Here is a 20,865-nt window from a genome sequence, read left to right on the forward strand (position 1 = left end):
ACTGATGCGTTCTCTATAGTTAAAAAACAAAAAAAAATCAGTTTATTTGTATGTAGACGATATTATTAACTCGATAATTCAAAAACAGAAAAACAGTTATGAGCAAAAAGCGTGTTTACACCTTCGGGAACGGCAAAGCCGAAGGAAAAGCAGATATGAAAAATCTGCTTGGAGGAAAAGGAGCCAATCTGGCTGAGATGAATCTTATTGGAGTGCCTGTGCCTCCGGGATTTACAATTACTACTGAGGTTTGTACCGAGTACAATGAACTGGGACAAGAAAAAGTAGTTGAGCTTTTAAAGGCTGAGGTGGAAGCGGCTATTTCAAACATTGAAAAACTCACAGATACAAAATTTGGTGATTCAAACAACCCCCTGCTGGTTTCGGTTCGTTCAGGTGCCCGAGCTTCCATGCCCGGTATGATGGACACCATTCTCAATCTGGGATTGAACGATGATGCCGTAAAAGGTATTGCTGCCAAGTCGGGCAACGAATGGTTTGCATGGGACTCCTACCGCCGCTTTGTGCAAATGTATGGCGACGTAGTGCTGGGCATGAAGCCTGAGTCTAAAGAAGCCATTGATCCCTTTGAGTTAATCATGGATGAGGCCAAAGAAGCCAAAGGTGTTGAACTGGATACTGAACTGACTGTTGATGACCTGAAAGAGTTGGTAGTGAAATTTAAGAAGGCCGTGAAAGATCAAACAGGCCGTGATTTTCCAACGTCTGCCTGGGAACAGTTATGGGGAGCGGTAATGGCTGTGTTTGACAGTTGGACCAATCCACGTGCCAACTACTACCGACGCTTGAATAATATTCCTGATGAATGGGGAACTGCCGTTAATGTTCAGTCCATGGTATTTGGCAATATGGGTAATACTTCTGCTACAGGTGTTGCTTTTACACGCGATGCAGCCACCGGTGAAGATGTGTTCAATGGTGAATACCTGATCAATGCCCAGGGTGAAGATGTGGTGGCTGGTACACGTACCCCGCAGGAAATTACGCTTGAAGGCAGCCGTCGTTGGGCCAAACTTCAAAGCGTTTCTGAAGAAGATCGCAAAGCCAAATTTCCTTCGCTGGAGGAGACCATGCCGGAACTATATAAGGAACTGAATGTGGTTCAGCAAAAACTGGAAGATCACTACAAGGATATGCAGGATATGGAATTTACCATCCAGTCCGGCAAACTCTGGATACTTCAGACACGAAATGGAAAGCGTACAGGTGCTGCCATGGTCAAAATAGCCATGGATCTGTTACGTGATAAAAAGATAGATGACAAAACAGCTTTGTTGCGTTTGGAAGCTAATAAACTGGATGAATTATTGCACCCGGTTTTTGACAGCGTCGCCATCCGTTCAGCCAATGTACTGGCCAAAGGATTGCCCGCTTCTCCGGGAGCTGCAACCGGCCAAATCGTCTTTTTTGCCGATGAGGCGGCTAAGTTTGAGCAGAGTATTCTGGTCCGCATAGAAACCTCTCCCGAAGATTTGGAAGGTATGAACATTGCTCGTGGTATTTTAACCGCCCGTGGTGGTATGACCTCCCACGCAGCTGTTGTGGCCCGCGGTATGGGTAAGTGCTGTGTGTCGGGTGCCGGTGCTCTGAAAATCGACTATAAGGCACGTACCCTCACCATTGATGGAAAAGTATATGAGGAAGGCGCCTGGATTTCATTGAACGGTACCAGTGGTGAAGTATATGAAGGCAAAGTGTTGACACGCAAGCCCGATATGAGTGGTGATTTTGGTTTGATCATGGACTTGTCAGCCAAGTTTACCAAAATGAATGTGCGCACCAACGCAGATTCTCCCAAGGATGCGCAGGTAGCCCGTGATTTCGGCGCGCAGGGAATTGGTCTGTGCCGCACCGAGCACATGTTTTTTGAAGGTGCCCGTATCAAAGCGATGCGTGAAATGATTTTGGCATCCACTACTGATGGGCGTAAGCGGGCTTTGGCCAAACTATTGCCTTATCAGCGCGAAGATTTTGAAGGTATCTTTGAAGCCATGGCCGGTTACGGTGTGACTGTGCGTCTGCTTGATCCGCCATTGCATGAATTTGTACCCCACCAGTTGGCCACTCAGAAAGAGCTGGCTCAGGAAATGGGTGTAAGTGTGGATGTGGTGAAGGCCAAGGTGGATTCTCTGGAGGAGTTTAACCCTATGTTGGGACATCGCGGTTGTCGATTAGGAAACACCTATCCTGAAATCACTGAAATGCAGGCCCGTGCCATCATCGAAGCGGCCTTGAATTTGAAAGCCAAAGGGGTGGATGCCCGTCCTGAAATCATGGTGCCACTCATTGGTACCTTGAAAGAATATAAAATGCAGGCGGATATTATTCGCGCTACTGCTGAAAAAGTATTTGAAGAGCGTGGCGATAAAATTGACTATCTGGTAGGTACCATGATTGAGATTCCACGTGCGGCATTAACAGCTGATCTGATTGCTGCTGAAGCTGACTTTTTCTCTTTCGGAACCAATGACTTGACGCAAATGACCTTTGGTTATTCCCGTGATGATGCCGGAACTTTTCTTCCTATCTATATGGATAAGGGAATTCTGAAGCATGATCCTTTCCAGGTTTTGGATCAGGAAGGTGTTGGTCAGCTGGTTCAAATGGGAACTCAGAAAGGACGCTCTGTCAAACCAGATCTTAAAGTAGGAATTTGTGGCGAGCATGGTGGCGAGCCATCCTCTGTAGAGTTCTGTCACGGTGTGGGAATGGACTATGTCAGTTGTTCACCATACAGGGTGCCTATTGCCCGTCTGGCTGCTGCACAAGCTGCTGTGAAGTAAGTGTTGTTTTCTTTTTCATATTTGGGGGGACCGTCTTTAAAAAGGGGCGGTCCCTTTTTTATTGATTGCCCCGGGTTTTGTGTCCACCATGCCGATTCAAATATTTTAGTTAATTTTGTCGGCTGGCCGGTGAAAAAACCAGTCGGTTAATGAAAAGGACATTGGGAAGATTAGTTGCTTTTGATGTGGGTAAAAAACGTGTAGGGATTGCGGTCACTGATCCCTCACAAATAATTGCCAATGGCTTAACAACCTTGGTTATACATGAGGTCTTGCCCTTTTTGGTTAAGTATCTTGAGAACGAGCAAGTCGACTTGTTCGTAGTCGGCTATGCCCGGCAAACTAATGGAGAGGACTCTGAATCCATGGCTTATATCAAACCTTTTGTTCAAAGTTTAAAGAACAAGTTCCCGCATATAACTGTTGAATGGGTGGACGAGCGTTACACCAGCCAGATGGCTTTTCAAGCGATGATTGATGGTGGATTGGGGAAAAAGGCCCGAAGGGATAAGGCGATGATTGACAAAATTAGTGCGACCATTATTTTGCAGTCCTATTTAGAATCCCGCGATTTTGGCCGTTGATGAGTGGAAGTATATAGAATTTTTAAAGCGTTTTTTATCATGATTTTGCCTGTTTATGTATATGGTCATCCAGTGTTGCGCAAAGTAGCTACGGAGATCGGACCCGATTATGAAAATTTTTCTGAGCTGCACACCAATATGTGGGAAACCATGTACCATTCTGATGGCGTTGGTCTGGCCGCACCTCAAATCGGGCTCCCCATTCGTTTGTTTGTCATCGATGGGAATGGTCTGGCGGAGGATTTTCCCGAATTGAAAAATTTCAAGCACACTTTTATCAATGCGGAGATTGTTGAAAGAAGCCCTTCTAAGGTTATGGAATCGGAAGGCTGTTTAAGCCTCCCCGGTATTCGTGAGGAGGTGTCCCGTCCCGATCGTATCCGGATTAAATTCCTAGATGAGCATTTTGAACCGCGTGATGAGGTTTATGAAGGCTTTGCTGCCCGTATCGTGCAACACGAGTACGATCATATTGAAGGAAAATTGTTTGTTGACTATCTCTCACCACTACGCCGGCGGCTTATTAAAGGTAAATTGAACGCCATCACGGTGGGTAAGGTGGATGTGGATTATAGAATAAAGTTACCTAAGTAAAGGCATTTCTATTTTAAAGGAGCAAAAAGGCATTTGGGTTTTTAATAAACTCAAAATGCCTTTTTTGCTTTTCATGGTAATGGCGAATGGAGAGGCACTCAAGGTGCAGTTGTTTTAATTGAAACATCTTCTTGATTAGTCAAGTTATTAGCGCAGTTAGTGGAATGGGGTGGGATGCTATGTTTTCATGTTGTAATTTTGTTTTAACAGGGAAACGATTGGTTTTCTGTTCCCAAATTTCTCGATTATGAAAGGTTTAAACCTCGAAGTTCATAGAGTTGATATGGATGCGTGGCGAGTCGATATGGATGCCTTTAATGTTGGTTTATTCAACACATGGCAATGGGTGAGTTCCTTGACCAATGATTTTTCAAAAGATATCTATTTGAATTTTGTACATAATGGTGAAGTGCTTGGGAAGGTGACTGGTTTAATACTCCAAAAGGGATTATTAAAGGGGCAGCACCTCTACTTTACCTCAGGTCCTGCTTTAAAAAAGTGGAATTCTGATATTTTCGCTGAGTGTCTGAAGGCATTGTATCATTATTCTTTAAAAGAAGGTTTTTCGAGGGTTCATATTCGCCCCTTTGAACAGGAGGTTCATGAGGTTCTGGACCTGCCAAATTATTTTAGCACGATGGCCAGGGAACATGTGGTCATTTATTCTGATTTTAAAGAAAAGGTCAAGTTTAAATATGGTTTTAAGCAGAATGCTAAAAAAGCCAGAAAGGCAGGAGCTGTTTTTAAGTCAAGCAGATCATTGGAAGTGTTGGATCGTTTGTTTGAATTGATGGACAACACCAGGGTGAAAAGGAGGATGAAATATGGACATGATTATGACCCGATGTATTTTCTTAATTTGAACAAAAAAGCCCTCACCAAATTGCTGGATACAGGTTTAGGGATTCTGCATTACGCTGAAATAGATGGGGTTATTCACAGTGCTCAGTTTAATATAGAACATGATGGGAGAATTTTTGCCCTTTTGATGGGTTCAGATGATCTGGCTTATAGCAAGGGTATTCCTTCTTTTATTGATCAGAATATTTCCAAAAAGGCTTTTGCGGAAAGGGCCCGGTATTATAATTTAGGTTCAGGGCCTGGTGAAAGTGAGGGCGGACTTGGTCTGCAGAGGTATAAAGAGGCTCAGGGCAGTCGGGAATTGACCAGGTACGGTTATTACACCTACTTCCTTACCTTTCCTTACAAGTTGCTCAATCCTTTAATTCGTCTGAGTAAAGCCTTGCCAGATAACCCTGTCCTGAATTTTGGCAGAAGTGCCATTCGACTTTTAAATTTTTCATAGGCCGCACTTGTTCTCCTGTTAATATGGATTTTGGCCCCATTGCACATAAACTGTTTTTGTTGGCAAAAAAATGTAACAGCCGAATGTGCATTGAAATTAGGCGGCTGTCCGCTTCACAGTGGCGTGAAGATTTGTTTTGGAACTTATAATTGACGTTAATCAATTTTTCCGTTGGGTTTATCAATCAAAACCAATGTTAACAAATTGTTATTTTATTTTTATGGTGGATTTCGTTTTATTGAAAATTCAATAAGGAATTCATAACAACCTTCTTGTCAGGGGGGGCTGCTTAAAAGTTCCTGAGTTTTTCCTTTTTTATCTCCCGGGTGACTGTTGATTGAGGTGCTTGTTTTTGTTTAAAATTATTTATCAGATAAAGAATTGTTTTGTCTGACAAGTTCTTTCGGACGATGCAAAACAGAATATTTGAACTGGTTGTTTTTTTGTGCAATTATAATAGATGGCATGGTTCGCGAGGAATTGTATAATGTTATTAAATCTGATACGTCTGTACGGCTTATTCTCAGGAAGGAAGTCGATGAGATGATTGAACAGATCAATTGGACCGCTATAAACAGCAATAGTAATATCGTATTTCGAGCTGAAGGAAAGAAGGGGGCTGTTTATATACGATTACCGCATAAGTTTCATTCTGGGTTGAGTGTTGTAAAACCCGATGTGGAAAAGGAAGTTCTAATGGCTGTTTCGCAATTGAGGATTGGGCCACAACTACTTCTTTTCAATGAATCGACCGGAATATTGATGACGAAAGCCATTGAAGGATATAAGTTGTCTTTATCACTTTTTTCCAGCAAAAAGTTTCTGAAAGAAATCGTTCATACCATTAAGAGAGTGCATTCTAATGCCAAGGTAAACGGTAGCTTTTATCCTACCGATGAAATTAATGGTCTCGTTCAAAGGGCGCAAAAAGAAGGTGTTCGATTTCCGGATGATTTTGAGGAGCTGATGGTAAAATTGAATGCGATTTATAGCGAGCCGTGGATAAAGGAGGAAGCCTACAGGGTGCTTTCTCATAATGACTTGCATTATGAGAACTTTATTTTTTCTGCCAATAACTCATTGGCGGAAAATTCCACGCGATTTCGATCTTCAGGAATCAAGAATTTCGGTCAAGTAGGCGTGCGGATTTTAGATTGGGAGTATGCGGCAATGGGTAATTTGTTTTATGACCTGTCCTCCCTAACACTTTACTTACTTCCCTATCGGAAGAAGTTTGTTTTACAGACCTATTTCGGTGTTTTTAGAAAGGAAGATTATGACCGTTTACTTAAAATGGAGGTTGTAAGTTCCATTTGGTATGGAGTTGAAGCCCTTTATAAATATAGTTTTACTCAAGATGCATGGTATTTGACGTTTGCTGAAAGTTGTTTTAACAGGGTTAGATCCAGAGGTTTGTTGTATCGCATATATAGAGCATCAGGATTACGAACTATGCGATGGATTATACGGAAGAAGATTTCTGAAATATGGAATAATGAAAACAGGATACAAAAAACAAATCATAATCCTTAGCAGGGAAAAGCATATAAGGCATCGGGAAACATGATAAATTTGATATTATATTATAATCTGGCCGCAGCGACAGTGACAAAGGAGATAAGGGATTATCTGCCTATAAAATGTCGGTGGGCGCTATGCCTCATTTTGTTTCTGGTGTATATAGGATCAATGGTTGATTGTGGGTCTTTTTGAGAAGAAATAGAAAAATGGAAAAAGGAATAATGGTGGTGGAGAAGGATTCTCTGGAATGGAATAAATCTCTTATACATTTTGATCATAGTTTATTTATAACCAGCGAATGGCTTGAGGCTTTGGCCGATGAGTTTTGCCAACCTGTATATTTTGATTTTGTCAAAGGTTCAGAAGTGGTGGCAAAAATTGCGGGACTTACATTCACTCAATCATTCTGGAAAGGAAGGGTTTTGTATATATATGGGGGGCTGGCGATGGTTGAGAGTGATAACAGCATATATGACAGCTGTTTTTTTGTGCTTTATAAGTATTGTGAGGCCCATGGATTTAATAGGATTGAAATAAAGAGCCTTGGTCAACCGATCTCATTTCCTGTTAAAAATAGATTCTTTTACAAAACAGAAATGCTTGAGTTTATTACGGATTTTCCCAAGGATGAATCTGGCATTCGGTATAACCGAAATTTTAAGAGAAATCTAAAAAAATCCAAGGAACATGGCGGACGGTTTAGGGTGGTTACCGAACCTGGTCTGGAGCAGGAGTTAAGACATTTAATGATTCATACCCTGAGTCATCGGGTGAAAAAGAATTATAAGGACTACAATCCATTTTATTTGAAGAATCTTTCTTTAGAGAGTGTCCGAAGATTGCTGGCCAATGGTCTGGGGCGTTTTTATTTAATTGAGGATGAGCAGGGCCTTCAAGGCATTCAGTTAAGTCTTGAAAAAGATGGGAAAGCCTACGGTTTACTTTTAGGGGCTGGTCCTTTATCCTATCAAAACGGGTATCGGCAGTTGCTGGATTACCAAATAATGGAATCCTTGGCTAGCAGGCGTTATCAATATTACAATATGGGCTCCGTTTCGAGTGGTCCAGATGGCGAGGGCTTAGCTGCTTACAAGCTTTCAGCGGGCGCATCGGCCCATGTTTCCTATGGTGTTTATACGCATTTTATGCAATTTCCTCAGCGCTTGTTAAATCCCTTATATGGCCTGGGGTATATTTTATTAAATGCGAAATGGGTAGTGGCTGCCAGACGCTTGTTCATCTGGGTGACCATGCTCTTATTTTCAGAATCAGTGTTGGAATATTTTTAGGCGTAATGTAAATCATCTGGTATGGATAAATTGAACATTGGTAATGGGCGTCAGTGGTGGCCATTGGATTTTGATTATTATCACGCCTATTGGTCGCAAATTGGCATAGAGCGCTCGTTGGCGGTTAGAAAGGATAATTTAAGCGTCCTCGAGGATTTGTTAACCAAGAGTCATATTCATCATTGGATGTATGGCAGTTCTTTATCGACCTTGTTTCACAAAGGCACTTTGTCGCTAACACAAGCTTATGATGAAATGGCGATTGAGGTTCCTTCTTCTTCAAAGGATGAAAATCATTTTTTTAATCAATTGTCTTTGTTAGGATTTGACGTTGTAAATCGTAATGATTTGGTGGTAGTTGCCTATCGAAAAGGGTGTTATGTTAGATTGTTCCGTTTTCAAAAAGGCAAGTTGGGTTATACTTGTGGGACTAACCGATTTTCATTTAGTACTGTAGGTGAGCTTAAGGTTTTAGATTATAATGGGTTGAAATTGCGCACTCCCGGGAATACTCAGGTCTTTATAAATAGGATGCAGAACGTGCCCCTTAGGTTTGTTTGGATTAATTTTCTATCGAACCTTGGAAAGGCTTCCAATTATTGGTCTTTTTACAAACGGATGGTTAGGTTTTACAGCCGGATGGCCAGTGTAAATCTTTTGTTGAATTCCAATTGGCTTTTACGCACTTGTCGCATGGAGGTCAAAAAACTGACAGAGGACGAATTTCGTGACATGTTGATTGAGCCAAATGACTCTCCGAACTGGTATTGGCGAAAAGATCATTATGACCTAATAACAAATCAGCGGAAGTTGTCAAAGGTGGGAGATATTATAGATTATTTCAAAGCGGATAACAGACTTAATTCCCTGACTGACCGGATTGTGGAAACGGAGCTTTTGGATGTGAAAAATGCTCATGTTCCCTTATATAAGAATCTTGATTTTTGGCAAAAGGGAAATAATTATTTCATCAATAGTATTCGGTTTTCGTTTAGAAAGGGTGTTGTTCCCTATGGTGAAGCCTTGGAGTATATTCGAAAAATGAAGTATCCGATTTTATACTCCTCGGATTATTATAAGGGTTTGAAAGTGATGTCAGACATGGAAATCGCTGGTTTTTCGAAGAAAAATTTATTGACCTTTCACAAGGGGGCATGCATACACGGTCGTCACAGAGTCTGTGCCATGATGGGAAGAATCATTCAGGGACAACCATATATTCCTATGTACGCTCTGGTATATGGTTGATGAAGGTGAACATTAGTGTAGGGGTGAAAATATTTAAATAAAATAGGATGCAAAGTTTTTTAGTTGAAGCAAAAGAAGTGACCGCTTTTCAATGGGAAGCCGGTCTGGAAGATTTTTGTTATAGCCTTTTTATAACAAGAGAATGGGTAGAATCCATGCAGGATGGTGCGAGTTCTCCCCTTTTTATCGATTTTATAAGCAAGGGAGAAGTCGTTGGAAAGCTTTCGGGTTTGATCATTGACGGAGGTTGGATGAAAGGGAAATATTTTCATGCATATGCATCGCTGGCCTTGAAAGAACCCAATCAGCAACTCTTTGACGCCTGCCATGTAGCCTTGAAAGATCTCCTAACGAAAATGAGGTTAAGCCGAATCATCATTGGTTCCTATGACCAGCAGCATTCGATGCGTTGCACTTCTGAAGGGTTTGTTGTTACTAAAAGGTATGAGTATCTGGTAAATCCGGGGGCGGAGGATTTTCGTATGAGTAAAGGTTTTAAGAAGAATGTCAAAAAGGCTGAGAATCGGGGCGTTTTTCTTGATATTTCAGATTCTGAGGCATCCCTGCAAAAACTTTTTCAATTATTAGAGTTGACCAGAAAATATCGGTTGATCAAGTACAATGTCAGGTATAATCCTTTTTTTCTGGATAAAATGAACGAATCTTCCTTGAGAAAGCTCCTGAAATCAGGTATGGTTAGTTTTTTTTCGGTGAAAAGCGATGATGGAACAACGAATAGTGTGCAGCTCAATTTGGTAAAAGGAGATCGGGTATACGGGCTTTTGATGGGGTCCGATCTGGTGGCTTATGAGTATGGAATTCCGTCCTATCTGGATTTTCAGATCATATTGGATTCTGCAAGGAGAGATATTAAATATTATAATACAGGAGGAGCTCCCGGTGATAAAGTGAATGAGGGGCTGGATCGGTACAAGCAAGCTATGGGCGGACAAAAAAAGTGGGTTTATGGAGCCACCACCAATTGTCTGGTTTTTCCTTATTCTTTATTAAACCCTTTAATGAAGCTGGGAAGGCGATTGCCTCAAAACAATGTCCTGGTTGATTGGATAAAAAATTGGTAAATTGATGCAGCATAAAGCAATAAGGTTTTTCTATTGGTGAGTTTGGGGCTGTTTCGCATGGCTTTCCAGTTGTTTGATAAACATTGCTCTGCATACTTGGGATTTGTTTAAGTATCTGGTTTTTAAGCATGAACAATCGAGGTTCTTGCTTGTTAACTTGGTGTCAGTGTCACGGTTATCTGACGCTATTAAACAAACCCTGGGTTAAATGAATGTAATGACAATTGAAAAAGTAGATGCTTCTGTTTGGTGTGAGGATATTGAGCGCTTTCAGTGTGGTGTTTTTAATACCAAAGAATGGGTTGAATCGGTTAGCAATCAATACCATTGTGCTGTTTTTTTTAATTTCAAATTAAGTGGAGAGGTTGTCGGGAAGTTGGCCGGTTTGTGGGTGAAGCAGGGAAGAATAAAGGGCGATCAGCTCTTTTTTTATACGGGTCCCGCCTTAAAGGAGCCGAGCCAGGAACTATTGAATGACTGTTGTGGGGCCTTATTGGATTTTGCCCGAGTCGAGTGTATACAAAGGGTGATAATTGGGTCATATGATCAGCCATCTGGCCTGGTATGCGAGGTGCCTGATTTTTACCCCAATGAGCGATACGAGTTTGTGGTGGATCTTCAGCCTGAATCGGGCCATGTTTCCTTTAGCCAGAATCTTAAACGAAATGTCAAAAAGGCCAAAAAGTTGAAGGCGGTTTTGGTTAACAGAGATGATCCCCAATTGATACGGCGATTGATTGAATTATTGAATAACACTCTGGAGCAACGCGTCTCCAAATATGGAAAGGAATACGATCCTTTTTATCTTCCCTATATGGATGAATCTTGTCTTCAGCGCTTGCTGGACATGAAGGTTGGGAAGTTTTATCTGGTGAAATTGGAAGGGGATGAAGTGCCCCACTCTGTTTTGTTCAATATTGAAGTGGGTGGCAGGGTTTTTAATTTATTGGTTGGATCCGATAATTTGGCCTATCAGTATGGCTTAGCAGCTTGGCAGATTTTGAATTGATCCACCAATATAGGGAAGCTGGCGTTCGCTCCTATAATCTGGGAGGAACCGGCGATGCCGGTAGTTCCGGACTCGAAAGGAGCAAGCAATCGAAGGGGGCAGAGAAAAGGATGGTATATGGTGCAACCACGAATTTTTTATGTTATCCGCATCGTTTGATTAATCCCTTGTTGAATCTGGGCCGTTCATTTCCTAAAGATAGTCGAATTGTCAATTTGTTTAAGCAGATTGTTAATTGATTTACGGCATTTTATTGTGACTGTTTAACTATCTTTATGGCAACGCAAAGGAGTCTCACAATAATGCCCAATGATAAAATCACCTGATTTATTAGTTTTAAAGCAAGTTTCGGCTATAAAATGGTCTGCTGATCTGGAAGCATTTCCTTCCGGTCTTTTTCACTGCGCTGAATGGGTTTATGCCTTAAGTGGGAAACAAACACCTGCTATCTTTTTAAATTTTGAATCACCGGAAGGGGAGGTTTTAGGTAAGTTATCCGGATTGATCCTACCGGGGAATCGCCTCATGGGAAGGAAGCTTTATTTCTTTTCATCCCTGCTTCTAAGGGGGCGGGACAAACAACTTCGTTCTGTTTGCATGGAGGCTTTGCAATTGTACGCCCGGCGAGAAGGCTTTTCCAGAGTGCTCATATACTCCTTTGATGCCAGATCTTCAGAATGTCTTAGCTTTAAAGGCTATTATTGCGAAGCAATGCATGAATTCGTCATTGATTTTTCTAAGTCGGGAGGCCATGTTAAGATGAGTTCTAATTTGAAGCGGAATGCCAAAAAGGCCATAAAAGCCGGAGTGAAGATTCATCGGTCAACTTCCATATCCGTTTTGAAAAGAATGATGGATTTATTACTTGTAACAAAAGAGGAGCGCCGACAAAAATATGGTCAGGATTATAATCCCATGTATATTCAGAATATGAATGAAACTTCTCTGGGCAGATTGTTGGACTCTGGAATTGGTGTAATGTATTATTCAGAGCTGGATGGGGAAATCAACACGGTATTGTTTGCTTTGGAAAATCCTCAGCAACTCTATTTTTTATTGATGGGATCAGATCGTGTCGCCTATGAAAATGGGATTCCGGCTTTGGTGGCTCAGCATGTCTCTCATTATGCCAGAGAGGTTGGTAAAATATACTATAATCTGGGTGTTATTCCTCGGGAAAATTCAGGAGGAGCCGGTGTCCGTCAATTTAAACAACAGCAAGGCGCCATTGAACAAATGGGGCATTGCTATTATTCACAGTTTTTAAAATTCCCGGCGCGGCTTTTTAATTTTTGGTTAAAAAGACGTTTCAAGAAAAATGAATCGACCCGTTTATAATTGCTGATAGGTCATAACCGTTTCCAGCCAGGCTGTTAGTGCCAAACTTTCCGGTATTTCCACATCGTCAAAAGTCAGTATTTGTCCCGGTTCAACTTTACGTTTGAGCCAAGCCTGATTGAGCAATCCGATTGGGATCATACCGGGTTGATCGGCCAATTTAACCGCCTCTCCGCGCACATGAAAGGATCCAATGCCCCGGTCGATAAAAGTTCCGTTACTTAATTCCCGTTTGGCAACGGCCGCTACGCCGGTAGTGGGAACGGCGCCATTACTTAATAAAACTTCGCGGGTATTGTAAAAGCGTTTAAGGGTCTTGGGAATTTCAAAGTAACAAAGATGAACGGGTTTGTAATGTAAGTAGAAAGGACCTTCCCCCATCTTATAGGTTCTCAGTCCGGAAGCAAGGTCTGTATCATGCTCCGCCACTATAAAGACTCCGGGGGGAGCTTTTGGTGATATGATATAATCGCTCATGACAATGCCTGTTTTGCTCGCTTCGGCGGCCAATGCCATGGCACCTGTTTCCAGATCTGCGCTTCGCTCCCCAATTAGCCCTTGTCGCGCAATACTCGCGTCAAGACCATTAGCCACCAGCGCTTGCTCAATCTGAAGTTTGGTGCCATCTGTAAAAGAGGTGACCGAATGAAGGGTGAAGCCCTGCTTTTTGGCCCAATAATCCATGTCCTTGACCGAAGGATCCTGATTTAGAAAGCCTTTGATATTGCCATAAACCAAGGGTTTGAAGCCCATTTGGGTGATTTCTTCCTTCAGTATGGCTAAGCAGCCGGGCTGGTCACCGTCTGATTCAGTAATCTGTCCCCGTTTGGATAGCCAGGAGCCGGTAATGACCTGGGTGTCTGCATCCATAGTGACGACAGGCAAATCAAAACCAAAGGCCATGTTGATGATTTCGGTCGAGTAGAGGGCATCACCGGTGCTGACTACCAAAATGTCAGATTTTTCCATCAGGCGTTGGGGACTTGTAGTCACCAAGTCCTGATTGACCTGTAAATCGCCAATGGGTCCTTTTCTACGGGTGAGAATGCCCACTAACTGATATTCGGGCAGTTTTGAAAGTAAAAGTGCCAAACCTCTTCCGATACAACCTGTACCAACGATACCAACTTTGATTGCTTGTGTTTTATTGCTCATAACAATGGCCTTTGCGTAATGATGTTATTGCTTTTTATGTTGAGCAATGTAGGATGTTTTTTCTTTTTTATAAGAAAATTTTGACAGGTGTCGGCTCAAAAAGGACTAATAAAAGATTTTTCATGATTGATGAAAAATGCTTGAATTTTCGGCGTTTTTCCCAATGAATTCAATGGAAAAATCATTCATCGTGTAAAAATTATAATTTGGCATTGAATTGTAACGGTTAATCATAATTTGGTAAAAGATAGGGAAGGGAATGTTAACTTTAGGTGTTTGAAATTAGTGAAATAGCTCAGTTCGGGACTGAGGGAGGCGAAGCTGTATCAGGCCCTCGGATTGTTTACCCATACATAATTATATCCAATGCTTAAATATTTTAAAGAAATCAGTCAGATAAAATATTTGATTTTTTACTACCAGCGTTTAAAATGGCGCATTCCGGTTTTGTTGGGCTTGAGTGCCGTGGTTGCTGTGCTGGATGGTCTGGGCTTGGCCTTATTTATTCCGTTGTTTCAGGTGGCCGAATCGGGAGACACGGCTTCTGCAGATTTGGGGAAACTGGATTTTGTGATTGACTTCTTTAATTATATCGGGATGAGTATTTCCATCGGAAACATTCTCCTGTTTATGATCATTATGTTTGCTTTTAAAGGTTGGTGGCTTTTGTCAGTCTCTATTTTTCGACACAGATACGCGTGAAATTCATGAAGGAGATGCGCATGCAGCTGGTGAATGGATTGTGCAATATTTCTTACCCGGCCTTCGTGAATATCGATTTGGGGCGTATTCAAAATGTTATCACTGCAGAAATTGGGAAGGCTGGCGGAGCTTTGCTGGCCTATTTAAGCACCCTTCAGGCAGCTATTACTTTATCGGGTTATCTGGTGCTGGCTTTTGTGGCCAATTTCAGATTCGCTTTGCTCATAACTGTGGCCGGATTATTGAGCGGCTTTATTTATCGAATTATCAATAAAAAGGTGGAAACCTCTTCTTTAAGTCAATCAATCATAGGCAACGGCTTGCAATCAAAAGTGCTGGAGTCGGTTTGGAATTATAAATATTTAAAAGCGACGGATTTGATTGCCAGGTATCGGGTAAAATTGGTGGGATTGGTGAATGAGGTGGAGGATTTAACCATGAAAATGGGGAAACTCAACGCCATCTCAGGTGCTTTGCGGGAACCTGTCACTATTGGTATTGTAGCGGCGGTTATTTTTGTTCAGGTCGTTTTGTTTGAAGTGTCGATGTTTAGCATCGCCCTCATTTTGGTATTCTTTTACCGTTCCCTTACCAGTTTGCTTTCCCTGCAGAACTCGTGGCAGGGATTCCTGACAAGTTCCGGAGGTATTCATACCGTCCGGGAGCTCTATAATGAATTTGAAGAGAAGGTGGAAAGTCGCCAGCAGGAAGATGTTCCCCAACTGACCAGGGAGATACAGTTCAAAAATGTGGTGTTCTCATACGACAGTGACCCCAGGCCGGTTTTAAACGGCATCTCTCTGACCATTGAAAAAAATAAAACCATCGCCTTTGTGGGGGAAAGCGGTTCGGGGAAAACCACTCTGGTAAATATGTTGGCTGGATTGCTGATTCCCGGTAAGGGACAATTGCTGATTGATGGCGTACAGCTAACCCCTAAGCGTGTCAGGAGCTTTCGGCGCATGATTGGTTATATCACGCAGGAACCGGTTGTTTTTAACGATACGGTGTTTAATAATGTCACTTTTGGTATGGATAAAACGCCTGAGAATATTGAGAAGTTCTGGGATGTGATCGCTAAAACGGCACTGACTGAGACCATTCAGCGCATGCCCAATGAGGAAGATTCATTGTTGGGCGACAACGGCGTGTTGATATCGGGTGGCCAAAAGCAGCGCATTTCTATTGCCCGGGAGCTTTTCAGAGATTGCTCCCTTTTATTGATGGATGAGGCCACTTCTGCGCTTGATTCGGAAAATGAACGCATCATCCAGGCCAATATCAATGAGTTAAAGGGAAAATACACCATTGTTATTATCGCCCACCGTTTATCTACGGTACGCAAGGCCGATGAAATTTATTTACTTGAAAATGGAGAGATTGCTGCTTCCGGGAGCTTTCAGGACCTACAGGAATTGTCACCCAAGTTCCGGAAAATGGTTGAACTTCAAGAGTTTTAGTTTATGGAAGAATTAATTGAGCTCCCCAAAATATTGGATGCCCGGGGAAATTTGACCTTTTTGGAAAACCAACGGCAGTTCCCTTTTGATATTGACCGTGTTTACTGGACCTATGATGTACCGGGTGGCGAAACACGGGGAGGTCATGCCTTTCAAACACAGCAGGAGGTGGTCGTTGCCCTTTCAGGAAGTTTTGATGTGGTGGTGAAGGATAAAAACGGAGAGGAGCGTCGCTATCATTTAAACCGGTCGTACAAAGGGCTTTATTTGCCAGCCCTGACATGGCGTCACATGGAGAACTTCAGCACCAATGCCCTGTCGTTGCATTTGAGTTCCGGTGAATTTAGTGAAAATGAATACATAAGAAATTATGAGCGATTCTGTCAACTGGACTGAGAAGAAAGGTCTGCCAACGGTTTTTGATTGTCATATATATCAGCTGCCCAAGATCAGCGCTGTATCGGGACGGATTACTTCTGTTCAGAATTCGGTAGATATACCCTTTGATGTCAAGCGGGTATTTTATCTCTATGATATCCCTGCCGGTGAAAACCGCGGGGCGCATGCCCACATGGAGTGCCACCAGTTTTTAATCGCTGCCGGCGGTAGCTTTGAGGTGATGGTGGAGGATGGCATTCATTGTAAAACACTCTTTTTAAACCAGCCCTTTATGGGCTTACACATACCTCCCGGCATCTGGGCACGTGAGCAGAATTTTTCCTCGGCCTCAATTTGTCTGGTCTTGACCTCCCACTCCTATGATGAGGCGGATTATATTCGAACCTATGAAGCTTATTTGAAATATCGTGGAATTTCTGAACGGATACATTAAGCAAGCCCCTGATTTCCGGTCGGCCGCCATCAACATTTCCCCCTTTGGTAGCGATGATATATTTAGAAATAACTATATCTGGCGCCATTATAAATCGGAAGAGGAGGCTGTTGAGTTAAATGGGTGGCCCGTAACCATTACCGAAAGTGCCACCAGTGCCCTGGATCTGATTCTGGATAGCTTGTCGCTCAGACCTAAGGACGAAGTCTGGATACTCACTACCAGTGGAAACAGTTACATCAGTGGCTGTGTTACACGAACCATTGAAAAATATTGTGGGTGGAGCCGTCAACAAAGTGCGGCTACAGCGGTTATTTTGGTGAACCACGAGTTTGGTTTTATTTATCCGGATGTAAAATCGCTTCAAAAGCTGGGACTGCCCATTATTGAAGACGCTGCCTACAGTATGTATTCGGAGCTGGATGGGGGGCAACCGGGAAGTGGCGGTGATTTTGCCATCTTTAGTATGGCAAAAATGTTTCCCATGCAGGCCGGCGGCCTGCTCTTTTCTTCTAAAGGGAGGCGATTTAACAGTCGTCTTTCCAATGATGCCCTGAATTATTTTAAGTCGTGTTTCGTTTTTTATCATCAGCACCGGGAGCAGATTATTAAGGCACGAAAGGAAGTTCACCGGCAAATGGCTGAGGTTTTCGCCGAAGCAGGGTTTGCCCCCCGCTTTGAACCTGGCGTTGGTGAAGTGCCCGGCGCTTTCTTGTTTAAAGCGGAAGGGCATGATTTAGAAGGTCTGAAGCATTTTCTGCAAGGCGAGGGCATTGAGTGTAGCGTGTTCTATGGTGAGGACGCTTTTTATCTGCCTTGCCATCAAAATATGACCCGGGGTCATATTGATTATTTACTGACTTTAGTAAAAGATTTTTTGTTATGATTTTATCCAACCTATCCTTTGGTGAAGACGTCACCATTCATCCGTCCACCAAGGTAAACAATGTCCATTTTGGAAATAATATCAAGATTGCCAAAGAATGCACCATCCTGGGCGGAGAAGCACATGTGGTAAAAATTGGTTCAGGTACCATTTTGGGTATGTATGTAACCCTGGAGGGCTCTCAGGCGGATATCGAACTGGGCGAGCATGTGTCCATTGCCCAGCACAATGTGATTGTGTCGGATTGGGGGTTGGCGCCGGGATCTGCCATTAATAAGTTGTTTGCCCGACCGGCAGCTCCTATTAAAATAGGGGATCATAGCTGGATTGGTTCGGGATGTGTGATTGCTCCCGGTGTGACGATTGGGAAGTACAGTATTGTGGCTTCCAATAGCTATGTGGATGCGGATGTGCCTGATTTTGCCATTTTCGGTGGCAATCCGGCTCGCTTCATTCGTTCGATTGACCCGAATATCGTTTTTAATCAAAAAGCCGAAGAATGATACATGCTAATATATTCACCGGTGGACAAGTGGAAGTCGATGAAAGCGCCTCGCTCAATAATACAAAGCTGGGGGATGGTGTTAAGGTGGGACGGCGGACCACCATTTTTGGGAGTCCGCAACGCGTGCTGAAGGTAGGTGCTGGTACCCGTATCGGAGACCACAGCATTATCAATGGATATGCGGCGCAGCTGACCATCGGTGAACGTTGCAGTATTGGTTCGTTTTGCCATTTTATTGTGGATACCGGACCAACGGCCAGTGCGGATATGCTGAAAAGTTTTCCTATTAAAGAAGCGCCTATTAGCATAGGAAATGATTGCCTGATTGGCCACGGCACCATGGTTATAGCCGGAGTCACCATTGGTGATGGCGTGTTTGTTCACCCCAAAAGCTTCGTCAATGCAGATATTCCTCCTTATTCCATAGCAGCCGGGTGTCCCGCCAAGGTTATTGGAAAAGTGAGCGACCAAGAAAGTCAAATTTAAATAGCGGAAAAGAGATTGAATGATGCAGTTTGAGTTAGTCAGATATACAAAAGATAAAGGCCCTGAGTGGGATCAGTTTGTCAAGGATGCATGGAACGGGGTGTTCTTGTTTTATCGGGGCTTTATGGATTACCATGCCGACCGGTTTACCGATCACAGCTTGATGGCATACAGCAAAGGCAAACTGAAAGCTGTTTTGCCGGCCAATGAAAAGGAGGGGGTTTTGTGGTCGCATCAAGGGTTGACTTATGGTGGATGGGTTTTGGGAAACCGGTTTTCGGCCATTGATTTGCAGGATTTGTTCAAGGAAATGGAGGTCTATGCCGCTGGTCATGCCATTCAAGGTGTTGAATACAAGCACAAACCCTTTGTCTTTGAGAAGCATGCCAACGATGCGGATGCATGGGTCTTATGGAACAGTGGTTACGAATTATGGCGACGCGACCTTTCTTTTTATTTTGATCTGAAGAACCATGGCGCTTCGCCCGGGATAAGCGCTATCGGTTTAATAAGTCGGGCCGCAACAACCTGCGTCTCGATACGCAGGGGGATGTGCATCAATACATGGAACTGGTCAACCACAATCTGGTGAATAAATACGACACCTCTGCCGTTCATACACCGGAAGAAGTGTTGCTTTTACAAAAGCGCTTTCCCAATAATTGCCAGACCATTTGTGTTTACCAGGAGGAGCGTTTCCTGGGAGGAGCCTGGTTGTTTATTGACAACGATTTTATCCATACCCAGTATTTTCATTTTAATGATGAAGGCCGAGATTTGTGTGCGGCTGAATTCCTGATAGGACATCTAATGGAGAAGTATGGGGCGACTAAAAGGTATTTGAATTTTGGAACTTCCACGGACAATAACGGTCGGGAATTGAATGTGGGACTGGCGTCTTTTAAGGAAGGTTTTGGGGCGGCAGGTTTTTGTCACGATTTTTACAGAAAAGAGATATGCAGGTAAAGTTTTTGGATTTAAAGGCCGTGAATCAACCTTACTTTCCACAGATGATGGCGGCCACCCGTCAGTTTCTGGAAGGTGGATGGTATATTATGGGCAGCGAGGTGGAAGCCTTTGAGAAGGCGTACGCCGACTACTGTGGTACCGACCATTGCGTAGGGGTGAGTAACGGACTGGATGCGCTTCGACTGATTTTTGAAGGCTATAAGGTTTTGGGGCAACTAAAGGAAGGGGATGAGGTGATCGTTCCGGCCAATACCTACATTGCTTCCATTTTAGCCGTGACTCAAAGTCGTTTGAAACCGGTTTTGGTGGAACCGGATACGGGCACTTTTAATCTGGATCCTGAATTGGTCAAGACCCATATTACGGGAAAGACCAAGGCCATTCTGGCCGTTCATTTATACGGACAGCTGGCCGATATGCCAGCCCTGGCAGCCATCGCCAGTAACCATGACTTGCTGCTGGTTGAAGATGCGGCTCAGTCGCACGGCGCCACCCTCACAGATGGTCGTCGGGCCGGAAATCTGGGGCACGCAGCGGTCATAGCTTTTATCCCGGAAAAAACCTGGGTGCCTTGGGCGATGCCGGTGCCGTTACGACCAATGATAGTGAGCTGGCCGCTGCTATAAAGGCGCTTCGCAATTATGGCTCCCATAAAAAGTATTACAACGTTTATGAAGGTTTTAATATGCGGCTGGACGAGAATCAGGCGGCATGGTTGAGAATCCGGTTGCGTGGACTGGATAAGGAGAATAAGCGGCGTCGGGAATTGGCCGATGTGTATCGCGCTTCCATTCGCCAGGAAGAGGTAACGCTTCCTTTTGAGGCTGCTTATGCCACACATGTGTACCATATTTTTGCCTTGTTGCATCCCCGAAGGGATGATTTGCAGCAATATTTGCTGGAGAAAGGCGTGCAGACCATGATTCACTATCCGGTGCCGCCGCATCATCAGGCAGCCTTTGGTCAATGGTCGGATTTATCCTTTCCCATTAGCGAGAAGATTCACCAACAGGAGTTGAGCCTTCCCATCAGTCCGGTCCATTCAAATGAGGAAATAGCGTATGTAGCGTCCGTAATCAATGAATTCAAGTAGGA

The 20,865-nt window shown here is 43.3% G+C and carries 21 protein-coding genes and 1 pseudogene; 21 read left to right on the forward strand and 1 reads right to left on the reverse strand.

Annotated elements, in window-relative coordinates:
- Nucleotides 1–98: 98 nt before the first annotated feature.
- From ppdK to JCM15548_RS02510, 11 genes are all read left to right on the forward strand, one after another.
- Nucleotides 99–2,804 carry a pyruvate, phosphate dikinase gene (gene ppdK / locus JCM15548_RS02460; protein WP_062122293.1) on the forward strand — a complete coding sequence of 902 codons (2,706 nt, stop codon included), beginning with the start codon at nucleotides 99–101 and terminating at the stop codon, nucleotides 2,802–2,804.
- Nucleotides 2,805–2,953: 149 nt separating this feature from the next.
- Nucleotides 2,954–3,388, forward strand: a complete 435-nt coding sequence (gene ruvX / locus JCM15548_RS02465) for a Holliday junction resolvase RuvX (RefSeq protein WP_227625362.1) — start codon at nucleotides 2,954–2,956, stop codon at nucleotides 3,386–3,388.
- A 39-nt stretch (nucleotides 3,389–3,427) separates the two neighbouring features.
- Complete coding sequence (gene def, locus JCM15548_RS02470; RefSeq protein WP_062122294.1) at nucleotides 3,428–3,982, forward strand: peptide deformylase; 555 nt, start codon at nucleotides 3,428–3,430, stop codon at nucleotides 3,980–3,982.
- Between the two features lie 247 nt (nucleotides 3,983–4,229).
- Nucleotides 4,230–5,288: a GNAT family N-acetyltransferase gene (locus JCM15548_RS02475; RefSeq protein ID WP_083984926.1), complete on the forward strand. Its 1,059-nt coding sequence runs from the start codon at nucleotides 4,230–4,232 to the stop codon at nucleotides 5,286–5,288.
- 465 nt (nucleotides 5,289–5,753) lie between these two features.
- On the forward strand, nucleotides 5,754–6,821 hold the full coding sequence (locus tag JCM15548_RS02480; RefSeq protein WP_162198165.1) for a protein kinase family protein: 1,068 nt from the start codon (nucleotides 5,754–5,756) through the stop codon (nucleotides 6,819–6,821).
- A gap of 194 nt (nucleotides 6,822–7,015) precedes the next feature.
- The gene (locus JCM15548_RS02485) at nucleotides 7,016–8,098 is read left to right on the forward strand and encodes a GNAT family N-acetyltransferase (RefSeq protein WP_062122297.1); all 1,083 of its coding nucleotides are present in this window, start codon (nucleotides 7,016–7,018) and stop codon (nucleotides 8,096–8,098) included.
- A gap of 21 nt (nucleotides 8,099–8,119) precedes the next feature.
- Nucleotides 8,120–9,346, forward strand: a complete 1,227-nt coding sequence (locus tag JCM15548_RS02490; RefSeq protein WP_062122298.1) for a hypothetical protein — start codon at nucleotides 8,120–8,122, stop codon at nucleotides 9,344–9,346.
- A gap of 47 nt (nucleotides 9,347–9,393) precedes the next feature.
- Entirely contained in the window at nucleotides 9,394–10,428 is a 1,035-nt protein-coding gene (locus JCM15548_RS02495) for a GNAT family N-acetyltransferase (protein ID WP_062122299.1), read from the forward strand.
- Nucleotides 10,429–10,636: 208 nt separating this feature from the next.
- Nucleotides 10,637–11,437, forward strand: a complete 801-nt coding sequence (locus JCM15548_RS02500) for a GNAT family N-acetyltransferase (protein ID WP_062122300.1) — start codon at nucleotides 10,637–10,639, stop codon at nucleotides 11,435–11,437.
- A complete protein-coding gene (locus JCM15548_RS02505) occupies nucleotides 11,419–11,676 on the forward strand; it encodes a hypothetical protein (protein WP_062122301.1) in 258 nt (85 codons plus the stop codon). Before JCM15548_RS02500 ends, JCM15548_RS02505 begins: the two co-directional genes overlap by 19 nt.
- 70 nt (nucleotides 11,677–11,746) lie before the next feature.
- Nucleotides 11,747–12,775 (forward strand): GNAT family N-acetyltransferase, encoded by a 1,029-nt coding sequence (locus JCM15548_RS02510; RefSeq protein ID WP_062122302.1) that lies wholly within the window; start codon nucleotides 11,747–11,749, stop codon nucleotides 12,773–12,775.
- Here JCM15548_RS02510 and JCM15548_RS02515 read toward each other — a convergent pair.
- Nucleotides 12,770–13,930, reverse strand: a complete 1,161-nt coding sequence (locus JCM15548_RS02515; RefSeq protein WP_062122303.1) for an NAD(P)-dependent oxidoreductase — start codon at nucleotides 13,928–13,930, stop codon at nucleotides 12,770–12,772. The genes JCM15548_RS02510 and JCM15548_RS02515 overlap by 6 nt on opposite strands.
- A 366-nt stretch (nucleotides 13,931–14,296) precedes the next feature.
- Between JCM15548_RS02515 and JCM15548_RS02520 the strand changes: the two genes are divergently transcribed.
- The 10 genes and pseudogenes from JCM15548_RS02520 (at nucleotide 14,297) to JCM15548_RS02565 (ending at nucleotide 20,863) form a co-directional block, all read left to right on the forward strand.
- Nucleotides 14,297–14,632, forward strand: a complete 336-nt coding sequence (locus JCM15548_RS02520) for a hypothetical protein (protein ID WP_062122304.1) — start codon at nucleotides 14,297–14,299, stop codon at nucleotides 14,630–14,632.
- Nucleotides 14,590–16,092, forward strand: coding sequence for an ABC transporter ATP-binding protein (locus JCM15548_RS02525; protein ID WP_227625371.1), 1,503 nt, complete (start codon nucleotides 14,590–14,592; stop codon nucleotides 16,090–16,092). The genes JCM15548_RS02520 and JCM15548_RS02525 overlap by 43 nt, the downstream gene beginning before the upstream one ends.
- Before the next feature lie 3 nt (nucleotides 16,093–16,095).
- Complete coding sequence (locus JCM15548_RS02530; RefSeq protein ID WP_062122306.1) at nucleotides 16,096–16,488, forward strand: sugar 3,4-ketoisomerase; 393 nt, start codon at nucleotides 16,096–16,098, stop codon at nucleotides 16,486–16,488.
- Nucleotides 16,463–16,924: a sugar 3,4-ketoisomerase gene (locus tag JCM15548_RS02535; protein ID WP_062122307.1), complete on the forward strand. Its 462-nt coding sequence runs from the start codon at nucleotides 16,463–16,465 to the stop codon at nucleotides 16,922–16,924. The genes JCM15548_RS02530 and JCM15548_RS02535 overlap by 26 nt, the downstream gene beginning before the upstream one ends.
- Entirely contained in the window at nucleotides 16,899–17,810 is a 912-nt protein-coding gene (locus tag JCM15548_RS02540) for a DegT/DnrJ/EryC1/StrS family aminotransferase (RefSeq protein ID WP_062122308.1), read from the forward strand. The genes JCM15548_RS02535 and JCM15548_RS02540 overlap by 26 nt, the downstream gene beginning before the upstream one ends.
- Nucleotides 17,807–18,313 (forward strand): acyltransferase, encoded by a 507-nt coding sequence (locus JCM15548_RS02545; protein WP_062122309.1) that lies wholly within the window; start codon nucleotides 17,807–17,809, stop codon nucleotides 18,311–18,313. Before JCM15548_RS02540 ends, JCM15548_RS02545 begins: the two co-directional genes overlap by 4 nt.
- Nucleotides 18,310–18,801 carry an acyltransferase gene (locus tag JCM15548_RS02550; protein WP_062122310.1) on the forward strand — a complete coding sequence of 164 codons (492 nt, stop codon included), beginning with the start codon at nucleotides 18,310–18,312 and terminating at the stop codon, nucleotides 18,799–18,801. The genes JCM15548_RS02545 and JCM15548_RS02550 overlap by 4 nt, the downstream gene beginning before the upstream one ends.
- A gap of 19 nt (nucleotides 18,802–18,820) precedes the next feature.
- The gene (locus tag JCM15548_RS02555; RefSeq protein ID WP_062122311.1) at nucleotides 18,821–19,393 is read left to right on the forward strand and encodes a hypothetical protein; all 573 of its coding nucleotides are present in this window, start codon (nucleotides 18,821–18,823) and stop codon (nucleotides 19,391–19,393) included.
- Entirely contained in the window at nucleotides 19,390–19,767 is a 378-nt protein-coding gene (locus tag JCM15548_RS02560; RefSeq protein WP_157482354.1) for a GNAT family N-acetyltransferase, read from the forward strand. The genes JCM15548_RS02555 and JCM15548_RS02560 overlap by 4 nt, the downstream gene beginning before the upstream one ends.
- Before the next feature lie 89 nt (nucleotides 19,768–19,856).
- Nucleotides 19,857–20,863, forward strand: a pseudogene (locus JCM15548_RS02565) (DegT/DnrJ/EryC1/StrS family aminotransferase).
- Nucleotides 20,864–20,865 lie beyond the last annotated feature (2 nt).

This window comes from Geofilum rubicundum JCM 15548, assembly GCF_000974365.1.
Classification (GTDB): Bacteria; Bacteroidota; Bacteroidia; order Bacteroidales; family Marinilabiliaceae; genus Geofilum; species Geofilum rubicundum.

Excerpts from the sequence above, each read along its gene's own strand:
- ppdK (WP_062122293.1), top strand. The coding sequence starts at position 99 with ATGAGCAAAAAGCGTGTTTACACCTTCGGGAACGGCAAAGCCGAAGGA.
- ruvX (WP_227625362.1), top strand. The coding sequence starts at position 2,954 with ATGAAAAGGACATTGGGAAGATTAGTTGCTTTTGATGTGGGTAAAAAA.
- def (WP_062122294.1), top strand. The coding sequence starts at position 3,428 with ATGATTTTGCCTGTTTATGTATATGGTCATCCAGTGTTGCGCAAAGTA.
- JCM15548_RS02475 (WP_083984926.1), top strand. The coding sequence starts at position 4,230 with ATGAAAGGTTTAAACCTCGAAGTTCATAGAGTTGATATGGATGCGTGG.
- JCM15548_RS02480 (WP_162198165.1), top strand. The coding sequence starts at position 5,754 with ATGGTTCGCGAGGAATTGTATAATGTTATTAAATCTGATACGTCTGTA.
- JCM15548_RS02485 (WP_062122297.1), top strand. The coding sequence starts at position 7,016 with ATGGAAAAAGGAATAATGGTGGTGGAGAAGGATTCTCTGGAATGGAAT.
- JCM15548_RS02490 (WP_062122298.1), top strand. The coding sequence starts at position 8,120 with ATGGATAAATTGAACATTGGTAATGGGCGTCAGTGGTGGCCATTGGAT.
- JCM15548_RS02495 (WP_062122299.1), top strand. The coding sequence starts at position 9,394 with ATGCAAAGTTTTTTAGTTGAAGCAAAAGAAGTGACCGCTTTTCAATGG.
- JCM15548_RS02500 (WP_062122300.1), top strand. The coding sequence starts at position 10,637 with ATGAATGTAATGACAATTGAAAAAGTAGATGCTTCTGTTTGGTGTGAG.
- JCM15548_RS02510 (WP_062122302.1), top strand. The coding sequence starts at position 11,747 with ATGATAAAATCACCTGATTTATTAGTTTTAAAGCAAGTTTCGGCTATA.
- JCM15548_RS02515 (WP_062122303.1), bottom strand. The coding sequence starts at position 13,930 with ATGAGCAATAAAACACAAGCAATCAAAGTTGGTATCGTTGGTACAGGT.
- JCM15548_RS02520 (WP_062122304.1), top strand. The coding sequence starts at position 14,297 with ATGCTTAAATATTTTAAAGAAATCAGTCAGATAAAATATTTGATTTTT.
- JCM15548_RS02530 (WP_062122306.1), top strand. The coding sequence starts at position 16,096 with ATGGAAGAATTAATTGAGCTCCCCAAAATATTGGATGCCCGGGGAAAT.
- JCM15548_RS02535 (WP_062122307.1), top strand. The coding sequence starts at position 16,463 with ATGAGCGATTCTGTCAACTGGACTGAGAAGAAAGGTCTGCCAACGGTT.
- JCM15548_RS02545 (WP_062122309.1), top strand. The coding sequence starts at position 17,807 with ATGATTTTATCCAACCTATCCTTTGGTGAAGACGTCACCATTCATCCG.
- JCM15548_RS02550 (WP_062122310.1), top strand. The coding sequence starts at position 18,310 with ATGATACATGCTAATATATTCACCGGTGGACAAGTGGAAGTCGATGAA.
- JCM15548_RS02555 (WP_062122311.1), top strand. The coding sequence starts at position 18,821 with ATGATGCAGTTTGAGTTAGTCAGATATACAAAAGATAAAGGCCCTGAG.